The sequence below is a fragment of the Nocardia sp. NPDC056611 genome, assembly GCF_042792755.1.
GTDB lineage: Bacteria > Actinomycetota > Actinomycetes > Mycobacteriales > Mycobacteriaceae > Nocardia.
The window spans coordinates 1,715,929-1,726,240 of record NZ_JBHTVV010000002.1; the positions used below are offsets into that span (position 1 = coordinate 1,715,929).

General features: G+C 69.8%; 12 protein-coding genes and 1 pseudogene. 8 read left to right on the forward strand and 5 right to left on the reverse strand.

The genetic code is table 11. The features are described 5' to 3' along the window. Position 1: 1 nt before the first annotated feature. The 7 genes from ACFRAQ_RS16615 to ACFRAQ_RS16645 all read left to right on the forward strand — a co-directional run bounded on the left by ACFRAQ_RS16615 (position 2) and on the right by ACFRAQ_RS16645 (position 6,474). The gene (locus tag ACFRAQ_RS16615) at positions 2–244 is read left to right on the forward strand and encodes a HypC/HybG/HupF family hydrogenase formation chaperone (protein ID WP_379100125.1); all 243 of its coding nucleotides are present in this window, start codon (positions 2–4) and stop codon (positions 242–244) included. Continuing rightward, positions 241–2,544: a carbamoyltransferase HypF gene (hypF, locus tag ACFRAQ_RS16620; protein ID WP_379100127.1), complete on the forward strand. Its 2,304-nt coding sequence runs from the start codon at positions 241–243 to the stop codon at positions 2,542–2,544. The genes ACFRAQ_RS16615 and hypF overlap by 4 nt, the downstream gene beginning before the upstream one ends. A gap of 17 nt (positions 2,545–2,561) precedes the next feature. After that, the gene (locus ACFRAQ_RS16625) at positions 2,562–2,885 is read left to right on the forward strand and encodes a HypC/HybG/HupF family hydrogenase formation chaperone (protein WP_379100129.1); all 324 of its coding nucleotides are present in this window, start codon (positions 2,562–2,564) and stop codon (positions 2,883–2,885) included. Next, positions 2,882–3,994 (forward strand): hydrogenase formation protein HypD, encoded by a 1,113-nt coding sequence (gene hypD, locus ACFRAQ_RS16630; RefSeq protein ID WP_379100131.1) that lies wholly within the window; start codon positions 2,882–2,884, stop codon positions 3,992–3,994. The genes ACFRAQ_RS16625 and hypD overlap by 4 nt, the downstream gene beginning before the upstream one ends. Continuing rightward, positions 3,987–5,066 (forward strand): hydrogenase expression/formation protein HypE, encoded by a 1,080-nt coding sequence (gene hypE / locus ACFRAQ_RS16635; protein WP_379100133.1) that lies wholly within the window; start codon positions 3,987–3,989, stop codon positions 5,064–5,066. The genes hypD and hypE overlap by 8 nt, the downstream gene beginning before the upstream one ends. An 86-nt stretch (positions 5,067–5,152) precedes the next feature. Next, the gene (locus ACFRAQ_RS16640; protein WP_379100135.1) at positions 5,153–5,863 is read left to right on the forward strand and encodes a DUF6390 family protein; all 711 of its coding nucleotides are present in this window, start codon (positions 5,153–5,155) and stop codon (positions 5,861–5,863) included. A 62-nt stretch (positions 5,864–5,925) separates the two neighbouring features. Then, positions 5,926–6,474: a CAP domain-containing protein gene (locus ACFRAQ_RS16645; protein ID WP_379100137.1), complete on the forward strand. Its 549-nt coding sequence runs from the start codon at positions 5,926–5,928 to the stop codon at positions 6,472–6,474. Positions 6,475–6,501: 27 nt separating this feature from the next. Here the strand turns inward: ACFRAQ_RS16645 and ACFRAQ_RS16650 are convergent, their stop codons facing one another. After that, the gene (locus ACFRAQ_RS16650; protein WP_379100139.1) at positions 6,502–6,990 is read right to left on the reverse strand and encodes a YfbM family protein; all 489 of its coding nucleotides are present in this window, start codon (positions 6,988–6,990) and stop codon (positions 6,502–6,504) included. Positions 6,991–7,050: 60 nt separating this feature from the next. Further along, positions 7,051–8,184, reverse strand: coding sequence for a hypothetical protein (locus ACFRAQ_RS16655; protein ID WP_379100141.1), 1,134 nt, complete (start codon positions 8,182–8,184; stop codon positions 7,051–7,053). A 30-nt stretch (positions 8,185–8,214) separates the two neighbouring features. On the opposite strand from ACFRAQ_RS16655, the gene ACFRAQ_RS16660 reads away from it, so the two are divergent. After that, complete coding sequence (locus ACFRAQ_RS16660) at positions 8,215–8,427, forward strand: hypothetical protein (protein WP_379100143.1); 213 nt, start codon at positions 8,215–8,217, stop codon at positions 8,425–8,427. A gap of 174 nt (positions 8,428–8,601) precedes the next feature. Here ACFRAQ_RS16660 and ACFRAQ_RS16665 read toward each other — a convergent pair. From ACFRAQ_RS16665 to ACFRAQ_RS16675, 3 genes and pseudogenes are all read right to left on the reverse strand, one after another. Continuing rightward, positions 8,602–8,988: pseudogene (locus ACFRAQ_RS16665) on the reverse strand (response regulator transcription factor); the annotation flags it as partial. Positions 8,989–9,048: 60 nt separating this feature from the next. Then, on the reverse strand, positions 9,049–9,897 hold the full coding sequence (locus tag ACFRAQ_RS16670; RefSeq protein WP_379100145.1) for a LuxR C-terminal-related transcriptional regulator: 849 nt from the start codon (positions 9,895–9,897) through the stop codon (positions 9,049–9,051). A 14-nt stretch (positions 9,898–9,911) separates the two neighbouring features. Beyond that, a partial coding sequence (locus tag ACFRAQ_RS16675) for a preprotein translocase subunit SecY (protein WP_379100147.1) occupies positions 9,912–10,312 on the reverse strand: 401 nt, incomplete at its 5' end.

The window sequence follows — 10,312 nt, forward strand, 5'->3', positions numbered from 1 at the left end:
GATGTGCCTGGGCATTCCCGGCCGCGTCGTCGGACCGGTCGAGGGCTATCACGGTCAGATCGCGCTGGTCGACGTCTCCGGCGAGCGGCGGACCGTCAATGTCGGCCTGCTGGAGGACGATCCGGCCGGGCCCGGCGACTGGGTGATCATCCACATGGGGTTCGCGGTCGAGAAGACCGACGAGGCCGGGGCCGCCGCCGCGCTGGCGGGGCTGCGGCTGATGGGGTCGGGTGAGGAACCGTGACCGGGGCCCGGGTCCGGCGGCGGATCATCGTCGGCGGCGTGGTGCAGGGCGTCGGGTTCCGGCCCTTCGTGTACACCACGGCGGCCGAGCTGGCGCTGACCGGATCGGTGTGCAACGACAGCTCCGGGGTGGTCATCGAGATCGAGGGGGCGGCGGACGGCGTGGACGCCTTCGTCGCGCGCCTGCGGGACCGGCCGCCGCCGCTGGCGGTCGTCGAGACCGTCGAGCAGACCGAGATCCCCGTCCGGGGCGGAACCGGCTTCCAGATCTCCGGCACCACCCGGGGCGACGGGCGCACCCTCGCGTCGCCCGATGTCGCGATCTGCGCGGAATGCGCTGCCGAACTCCAGGATCCGGGCAACCGGCGCTACCGGCATCCGTTCATCACCTGCACCAACTGCGGTCCGCGGTTCACCATCATCGCCGCGCTGCCCTACGACCGCCCGCAGACCTCGATGGCCGGGTTCGCCATGTGCGAGAACTGCGCGCGCGAGTACGCCGATCCCGGCGACCGCCGCTTCCACGCCCAGCCGATCGCCTGCAACGAGTGCGGCCCGACCCTGACCTTCTCCGACCCCGAGGCCGGGGAGCCGTTGCGAGCGGCACGGAACATGCTGCGCGACGGCGGAATTCTGGCCGTCAAGGGCATCGGCGGCTATCACCTGGCCTGCGACGCCGCCGACAGCGCCGCGGTGGCGGAGCTGCGCCGCCGGAAACGCCGCGGCGACAAGCCTTTCGCGGTCATGGTGCCCGATCTGGCGACCGCCGCCGCCATCGCCGAGGTGGACGCGACCGCCGCCGCCCTGCTCACCGGCCCGGCCCGGCCCATCGTGCTGCTACCGCGCCGGACCTGCGCGTCCGCGGACCCCGACGCGCCGCCGCAGCCCGTGGACGCGGTCGCGCCGCACAACCGCGATCTCGGGGTGATGATCGCCTACACGCCGCTGCATCTGCTGCTGTTCGGACTGCCCGGCGACGCCCCCGGCCCGCGCGTGCTGGTCATGACGTCGGGCAACCTCGGCGGAGAACCGATCTGCCACACCGACTCCGACGCCCGGGAACGACTGTCCGGGCTCGCCGACGCCGTCCTGTCCCACAACCGCCCGATCCTGGTCCCGTGCGACGACTCGGTGGTCAAGGTGGTCGACGGCGTCGAGGTGCCGTTCCGGCGCTCCCGCGGCTACGCCCCCCTGCCGCTCGCCCTGCCGATGCCCGCCGGGCCGACCCTCGCCGTGGGCGCGGACCTCAAGAACACCTGCGCCGTCGCCGACGGCCGCTACGCCTGGCTGAGCCAGCACATCGGCGACATGGACGACGTCGCGACCCTGCGCGCGTTCACCGCCGCCGAGCGGCATCTGGAGAAACTCACCGGCGTCGCCCCGCAGCAGCTCGCCGCCGACGCCCACCCCCGCTACCGGTCCACCGCCTGGGCCGCGGAACACGCGGGCCGGCGGCCGATCCGGCTGGTGCAGCACCATCACGCGCACGTCGCGGCCGTCATGGGCGAGCACGGCCTGGACGCGAGCGCGACCGTGCTCGGATTCGCCTTCGACGGCACCGGTTACGGGCCCGACCGCGCCATCTGGGGCGGGGAGGTGCTCGCCGCGAGCTACAAGGGGTTCCGCCGCCTGGCGCACCTGCGCTACGTCCCGCTCGCCGGCGGTGACCTCAGCGTGCAGCGGCCGTATCGAATGGCCCTGGCGCACTTGCGGTCCGCGAACCTCGACTGGTCGCCGGATCTGCCGTGCGTGCGCGCCTGCCCGCCGCGCGAGGCACAGGTGCTGGCGCATCAGCTCGACACCGGGCTCGGCTGCGTGCCCACCTCCAGCATGGGCCGGTTGTTCGATGCGGTCGCCTCGCTGTGCGGGGTGCGGCACGAGGTCGACTACGAGGCGCAGGCCGCCATCGAATGGGAGGGCCTGTCCCGTGACGCCGACCCGGGTGCGGTCGCCTACCGGTTCGCCCTGCCCGGCGACCCCGCCGACGAGACGGCCGCCATCGATCCGGCGCCCGTGCTCGCCGCGGTGATCACCGATGTGCGCGGCGGGGTGCCCGCCGGTGTCATCGGCGCGCGGTTCCACGCGGGCGTCGCCCACCTGGTCCTGGATCTGGCGACGCGCTACGGCGATCCGGAGCAACCGGTCGCGTTGTCCGGCGGCGTGTTCCAGAACGCGCTGCTGCTCACCACCGTGCTGCGGCTGCTGCGCGAGCACGGTTTCCACGTCCTCACCCACCATCGCGTGCCACCCAACGACGGTGGGATCGCGTTCGGCCAGTTACTCGCCGTCGCGGCGAGCTGAGCGGAAGGAGAACAGCGATGTGCCTGGCAGTCCCCGGCAAAGTGCTCAGTGTTCACGAGCGGGATGGCACGCGGATGTCGGTGGTCGACTTCGGCGGCGTCCAGAAGGATGTCTGCCTGCAGTACATCCCGGACATCGCCGTCGGCGACTACGTGATCGTGCACGTCGGCTTCGCCATCCAGCGGCTCGACGAGGAGTCGGCCATGCAGACGCTCGCCGAGTTCGAACACCTCGGCGTGCTGAAAGAGGAATTCGGCGACGGATTCGCGATCGCCGCAGCCCAGGCCGGAGTGGCCAACCCGGAAACCACCCCGACCGCCGATCCGGAGGTGAAACCATGAAATACCTCGACGAATTCAGTAATCCGGAACTCGCGAAGCTGCTGCTGGATCGGATCCGCTCCACCACCACGCGGCGCTGGTCGATCATGGAAGTCTGTGGCGGGCAGACGCATTCGATCATCCGCCATGGGATCGACCAACTGCTGCCCGACCAGATCGAGATGATCCACGGGCCCGGCTGCCCGGTCTGCGTGACCCCGCTCGAGCTGATCGACAAGGCCCTGGCCATCGCCGCCCAGCCGAATGTCATCTTCTGCTCCTTCGGCGACATGCTGCGCGTGCCGGGCAGTTCCAAGGATCTGTTCCGGATCAAGAGCGAAGGCGGCGACGTCCGCGTCGTCTACTCACCGCTCGACGCTCTCGAACTCGCCCGCGCCAACCCCGACCGCCAGGTCGTGTTCTTCGGCATCGGGTTCGAGACCACCGCACCGGCCAATGCCATGACCGTCTACCAGGCGCAGAAGCTCGGCGTACGCAACTTCTCGCTGCTCGTCTCGCACGTGCTGGTGCCCCCGGCGATCGCCGCCATCATGGAATCGCCGAGCTGCCGGGTCCAGGCCTTCCTGGCCGCCGGGCACGTGTGCACCGTGATGGGCACCGCCGAATACCCGCCGCTGGCCGAGAAGTACCGGGTTCCGGTGGTGGTCACCGGATTCGAGCCGCTCGACATCCTCGAGGGCATCCGGCGCACCGTGGACCAGCTGGAACACGGCCGCGCCGAAGTGGAGAACGCCTACCGGCGCGCGGTCACCACCGAGGGCAACCCGGCGGCCAAAGCCATGCTCGCCGACGTCTTCGAAATCACCGACCGGGGCTGGCGCGGCATCGGGGTGATCCCGCAGAGCGGCTGGCGGCTCTCGCCGCGCTACCGCGAGTTCGACGCCGAGCACCGGTTCGCGGTCAGTGATCTGCACACCGAGGAATCGCCGATCTGCCGGTCAGGCGAGGTGCTGCAGGGCCTGATCAAACCGCACGAGTGCGCGGCCTTCGGCAAGGAGTGCACACCGCGTAATCCGCTCGGCGCCACCATGGTGTCCTCCGAGGGCGCCTGCGCGGCCTACTACCTGTACCGGCGGCTGGATCTGCCCGCGGAGGTGGCTCATGCCTGACATTGCCGGAACCGGCAACGGCGCCGTCGATTTCGAGAACTGGGTATGCCCGATGCCGCTGCGCGACTCACCCACCATCGTGATGGGGCACGGTGGCGGCGGCGCGATGTCCGGCGAGCTGATCGAGCACCTGTTCCTGCCGGCGTTCGGAGCGGCGGCGCAGGCCGGGCTCGGTGACTCGGCGGTCGTGACGGTCGGCGAGACGCGGCTGGCGTTCAGCACCGACTCGTTCGTGGTGAAGCCGTTGACGTTTCCCGGCGGATCCATCGGAGATCTGGCCGTCAACGGCACGGTCAACGATCTCGCGATGTCCGGGGCGCGGCCGCTGGTTCTGTCGACGGCGTTCATTCTCGAAGAGGGCACGCCGCTCGTGCGGATCGCGGAAGTGGCCTCGGCCATGGGCACCGCGGCGCTCGGCGCCGGGGTCGCGCTCGTCACCGGCGACACCAAGGTCGTCGACGCCGGGCACGGGGATGGCATCTACGTCAATACCGCGGGCATCGGCGTCCTCGATCCCGAAGTCGACATCCGGCCCGAACTCGCCGCGCCCGAGGACGTGGTCATGGTCAGCGGGGAGATCGGATTGCACGGTGTCGCGGTACTGTCGTGCCGCGAGGGACTCGAATTCGGGACCACCGTGTGCAGCGACACCGCTCCACTGCACGGTCTGGTCGCGGCGATGCTGGCGACCGGCGCGACCGTGCACACCATGCGCGACCCGACCCGCGGTGGACTGGCCGCCAGCCTGAACGAGATCGCGCGCGCAGCGGGCGTGGGAATCGCGCTGGACGAGAACACGATTCCGATTCCCGCCGGGGTCCGCGACGCGTGCGGGCTGCTCGGCCTGGACCCGCTGTACGTGGCCAACGAGGGCAAGCTGGTGGCCTTCGTACCCGCCGCGGACGCGGATCGGGTGCTCGCCGCCATGCGCGCCCATCCGCTCGGGGTGCACGCCGAGATCATCGGCCGCTGTGTGGCCGAGCATCCCGGCATGGTGACCGCGCACACCGCGCTCGGTGGCACGCGAGTCGTCGATCTACCCGCAGGAGAACAGCTTCCACGCATCTGCTGACCCCCCACTCACGGAGGCCCGCCATCACCGCCCCCCGCCCGCATTCCAGCAGGTCCCAGCCATCCGACCCGGGGGCCGGGGAGACGATGTTCGCGCGCTACGCCTACCCGCCGAACGCGCTGGGCTACTGCGGACCACCCGACACGACGGCCCTGTCCGACGGATCGCCCGCGCTGATCCGCGCCGCCGCCCGCCGCTTCACCGGCGCCTGGCCCTACCTCCAGGTCATGTCCGCCATGACCGGCATCGCCGACCCCCTCGACCTGCGCCTGGTCGAATCCTATTGGCACGGCGGAGGAATCGGCTCGACCCTCGATCCGGCAGCCTTCTGCGCCGAACTGCTCGCCATCCTGGGCCCCGCCGCGGGCCTGTACTGGACCCACCTGACCCCCCGGCTCGCCCCCGAAGCCGCCCCCAATCACTGCTTCCACGTCTTCGGCGTCTACCCGTGGAGCCGCCTGCTCGGCACGGCGGCAACCCCCACCGCCCTGGAAGTCCTCGACAAATGCCGCATCACCCCGGCGCGCGTCGTGGCCCGCGACGGCTCCCACGTCCGGCTGGAAGCCAGCCACCTGACCTGGGACGGCCACCACCTCGACCTGGGCCCACCCGGCACCAGCACCGCGACCCTCACCGCCGACGGCCGCCTGACCACGGACCCGCAACCCGGTGATCACGTTGCCCTCCACTGGGATCGGCTGACGGCGCTGCTGAACAGCACCCAAACCGCGAACCTGACCGACAGCACCCTCCGACAGCTGGCCGCCACCAATCACCGCCTCGACGTCGACGAATAGTCGTGCCGGTGCCGCCGACCGTTCTCGAAACATCCGGGAGCAACACGACAATGGGAGCATCAGTGGTGTATTTCAAGCGATCCGCCACCGTCATCACCTGCGTGATGGCCGGGGCAGCGCTTTCCCAGGCCGCTGCCCTGTCGGACCCGCCCGTGTGGATCGGAACCGGCTCGTCCCAGGGACCGGGCGTCGGTTCGGCGCAGCCCGCTCCGTCCGATCCACAGACCGATGCGGCGCGAGCCGGTGTGCTCGAACTCGTGAACAGTGAACGCGCGCAGCACGGATGCGGCGCACTACGGCCCGACGCGCGCCTGCAGAACGCGGCACAGCGCCATTCCGATGATATGGCCGCTCGCAGCTACTTCGATCATCGCGACCCCGACGGGTGGATGCCGCACCAGCGAGTCGTGGCCGCCGGCTATCTGTGGCGCACCATCGGCGAGAACATCGCCCACGGCCAGGCCGACGCCGCCGAGGTGATGGCCGAGTGGCTGTCGCGCCCCGGCCACCGCGGCAATATCCTCAACTGCGCGTACACCGATATCGGCATCGGAGTCCACTTCGGCGCCGACGGACCCTTGTGGACACAAGATTTCGGCGCCCCGCTATGACCCGCCACTCCGATCACGGTGGGATCGTCACTGCGCAGTGAAGATCACGGCTCGTCCCGCCGCGGCCGCCCGGTGGTAGAAGGACCGGACGTCGACGAAATTGCTCCAGGTGTACTCGAAGTCCTCGTCGTCGAGTGCCCCGGCGTATTCCTCGTCATCGATGGCGTCGAAGGCCGACCGCATATCGGCACGGACAACCTCGTGCAGCGCTTTCGCGACGTCCCGCACCTGCTCCGCTCCGACATATACCGCGTAGTAGTCGTCATGCAGATGCCGGCCGCCGAGAATGGCGGGCGAAAGCGGATACTGCCCGCTGCTGGGGTCGAGAGTGCCGTCGGTCAGGCTGCGATGAATAGCGTCCCAGGCCTTGTCGGTGTCGACTTTCAGGTCGGGCTCCGACCAGGATTCCTCGATGTCGCCGAGCAACTCGTCGATCGCGTCCACATCATCCCGGTCGTCGGCGGCGAGTAGCGCCCGCTCCTGCTCGGCGGTAATGGCGAAGTGCACTCCCAACATGGACTCGACGGTATCCGAATGAATCGGTGCAGACTCGGTCACGCGCACAGCTGTCGCGCGCTACTCTCCCGCCCGGATCAGCTCGCGGCAGGTGTCGCGGTCATACGGCAGCCCGGCGTCGCGGAAGACGAGGCCGGCGTTGCCGTGTCGGGGGTCCCACAGGTCGGGGTTGTCGATCAGCGCGGCGAGGAAGCCGGTTTGGATGTCGGTCGGGCTGCCGCCGGTGTAGTCGGCGAAGAAGGCGCGCAGGAGCGGTCCCCAGTCGTGGTCGACGGTGTGGCGGTGGGCGATCGCGGCGATGGCCAGTGCGGCAGGGAGCAATCGGGCTGTGTCCTCGATGCGGTCGATCGCCGCCGCGACCAGGGTGAAGCGAATGCGCATACCCAGCTGCGGCGGACGTCGGGTGAACCAGTCGTCGGTGGCCGCCGGGTCCCGCAGCGCGGCGAGGATCTCGGCGGTCGCGACCTCGTCGCCGGCCAAGCCGGGCGCCAGCGCGGCGCACGCCCGCACGCCGGGGTGCGGATCATCCAGGTACGCACGGGGTTTCAGACCGAGCTCGCCCATGGCCAGCACCAGCGCGGCTCGCTCGTCGGAGCCGGATCGGGCGGCCAATTCGTCGAGCCGATCACCCGTGTCCGGGTCGGTGAGCGAGGCGCGGCAGGCGGCGAGCGCGTGGGCTGCTGCCGCGCGGACCGGGGCCTCGGGGTCGGACAGTGCCGACATGATGGCCGGGAGGAGAGCGGGGACGGCGGCGCGGCAACCGCCCACAGCACGGCCGTAGAGCGCGTTCGCCATGATCTCGTCGCCGTACAGCTCCTCCTCGTCGCCGCTGTCGAGCGCCGCAGCGAGGGCCGAGTCGAAATCGAAATCCGCTGGTGGGGCCAGTTCGTCGAGGTCCTCGTACACCCAACCGGCTTCGGCGACGGCCGCCAGGAAACCGAGCAGGTCGGCCCGCAACTCGGCGTCGGCCAGCAACCGGCCCGCCAGCAGCTCGGCGACCACGACGGCCGCGGGCGGTGTGGCGGTCCACGGCGTGCCTTGGTGAATGACCGCCGACCACAAGTGTTCCAGCGCGGCGCGACGCGCGTCCGGGTCCGCACCGGCCAGCGCAGCCAGGTGCGCAGGTGTATCGGTGGACCGTCCGTACGCGTGCAGGAGGTTGCCGAACTGCGCGGCATCGATGTCGACGGTCACGACCGGAATCTACTCTCCACTCTCGTTCCCATGCTGCCCCTCGATGACCCGCGCGGGCTCGAACTCGACCACCGCCACTGGTCGAACGGTCGGCCTCTCGGCGGCGAGGTCGTGTTCGTACCGCACGAGCAGCGGTGGATCGCCGAGGATCCGCAGGATGCGAAACGCTTCGACGACCTATGGCCGTACCTGTGTTCCGAGGGAACCGCCTGGCCGGCCGCCTATCCGCGGTGCCACACCTGATCGCCTCGGCTCGCTCGATCCCGCCTGCGGGGGCAGGCCGACCTGGGCGAATTCCTCAACGACCTGTATCCGGGCGCCGAATGCGAATCCTGCGGGGAGCCTTACCATCCCGCCGGGCGCCCATGATTCACCAACCGGGACGGACCAGACCGGTTTCGTAGGCGTAGACGATCATGACGGGGCGAGGAGCGCGTCGCCCGCAGCGATGACTCGAACCGCCTCGGCGAGCTGCTCGGTGGAAGCGTCTTTCAACAGGAAGCCGCTCGCACCCGCCCGCAACGCCGCGTAGACGTAGTCGTCGAGGTCGAAAGTGGTGAGGACGAGGACTTTCGGCGGGTCCGTGGACGCGGACACGATCGCGCGGGTCGCCTCTAGCCCGTCCATCACCGGCATTCGCACGTCCATGAGCACGACGTCGGGCTCGAGTTCGGCGGCCCGCCGGACCGCCTGCCGGCCGTCGGCCGCCTCACCCACGACGTCGATGTCGGGCCGGGAGCTCAGGAAGGTGGTGAACCCGGTCCGCACCATGGCCTGGTCGTCGACAATGAGAACGGCGATCATCGGCGTGCGTCGAGTTCGATCGGAAGCGTTGCGGTGACCACGAATTCGTCACCCATGCGCTCAGCCTGGACGGCTGCCGGTGACGATACGGCGCGTGTGGGCGTAGACGACCGCTTCCACGCGGTCACGGACACCGAGTTTGGCGAGAACGTTGGACACATGGGTTTTGACGGTCTGCTCGCCGACGCCGAGGGCCGCGGAGATCTCGGGGTTGGTGCGGGCCTCGGCCATCAACACCAGGACCTGATGCTCGCGCGGGGTGAGCGTGGCGATTTCGGGCGCGGCGGGGAACGGTTCGCCGCCGTGGGTCAGGCGGGTGATCAGACGGCTGGTCCGGCGTGGGTCGATCAACGCGTCACGGTGCGCGGCGGTCCGGATGGCGGCGACCAGGTCCGCCGCGGGCACCGCTTTGGTGAAGAATCCGCTGGTGCCCAGACGTAGCGCGCGGTAGAGGTTCTCGTCGGTGTCCTCGGTGGCGAGGGTGAGAATGCGGCTGGTGCTGCCGAGTTCCGCGACCGTGTCGATCGCGGTCGGGTCGTCGAGACCGGGCATGTCGAGATCGAGGATGGCGATATCGGGTCGCAGCCGCCGCATGTCGCGAATCGCGGCCGCGCCGTCGCCGACCTCCGCGACGCATCGTAGGTCCGGTTCGGATTCGATCACCGACCGCAGGCCCGAGCGGAAGATGATCTGATCGTTGGCGAGCAGCACCGAGATCGTCGAATCCTGCCGGGCGGCAACGCTATCGCTGCCCGCGGCGAGCGGGTCCGAGCCCACCGCGGCGCTGCGACCGGCGACCGGGGTGGCGGCCTGCGCGCTGGGCGCCGACAGCATGGTGGCGCTGATCGCGAGCACGAGCGTGGACACCAGCCGCAGCAGCAGCGGGGATGTCGATGGAGTCGTGGACATACGCACAGTCTGCTTCAGCGCAGGAATCCCGCGTAGTTCCTGTTCATCAGCTGGCTCTCGAGCTGCTTGACCGTATCGAGGGCGACGCTCACCACGATCAGCACCGACGTGCCGCCGAACGCGAGGTTCTGGGCCGGGCCGCCGGAGCCGAAGCGCAGCAACACGTTCGGCAGGACCGCGACAGCACCGAGGTAGAGGGAGCCGGGGAGGGTGATCCGGCTCAGGACATAGTTCAGGTAATCGGCGGTCGGCTTGCCCGGCCGGTAGCCCGGAATGAAGCCGCCGAACTTCTTCATCTCGTCCGCGCGCTCCTCCGGGTCGAAGGTGATCGCGACGTAGAAGTAGGTGAAGAACACGATCAGGGCGAAGTAGATCGCCACATAGACCGGGTTGCTCGGGTTGACCAGATACTTCT

Bases quoted from the DNA above. Each gene is read 5' to 3' on its own strand.
- ACFRAQ_RS16615 (WP_379100125.1), top strand. From the start codon at position 2: ATGTGCCTGGGCATTCCCGGCCGCGTCGTCGGACCGGTCGAGGGCTAT.
- ACFRAQ_RS16625 (WP_379100129.1), top strand. From the start codon at position 2,562: ATGTGCCTGGCAGTCCCCGGCAAAGTGCTCAGTGTTCACGAGCGGGAT.
- hypD (WP_379100131.1), top strand. From the start codon at position 2,882: ATGAAATACCTCGACGAATTCAGTAATCCGGAACTCGCGAAGCTGCTG.
- hypE (WP_379100133.1), top strand. From the start codon at position 3,987: ATGCCTGACATTGCCGGAACCGGCAACGGCGCCGTCGATTTCGAGAAC.
- ACFRAQ_RS16640 (WP_379100135.1), top strand. From the start codon at position 5,153: ATGTTCGCGCGCTACGCCTACCCGCCGAACGCGCTGGGCTACTGCGGA.
- ACFRAQ_RS16650 (WP_379100139.1), bottom strand. From the start codon at position 6,990: ATGTTGGGAGTGCACTTCGCCATTACCGCCGAGCAGGAGCGGGCGCTA.
- ACFRAQ_RS16660 (WP_379100143.1), top strand. From the start codon at position 8,215: ATGCTGCCCCTCGATGACCCGCGCGGGCTCGAACTCGACCACCGCCAC.
- ACFRAQ_RS16670 (WP_379100145.1), bottom strand. From the start codon at position 9,897: ATGTCCACGACTCCATCGACATCCCCGCTGCTGCTGCGGCTGGTGTCC.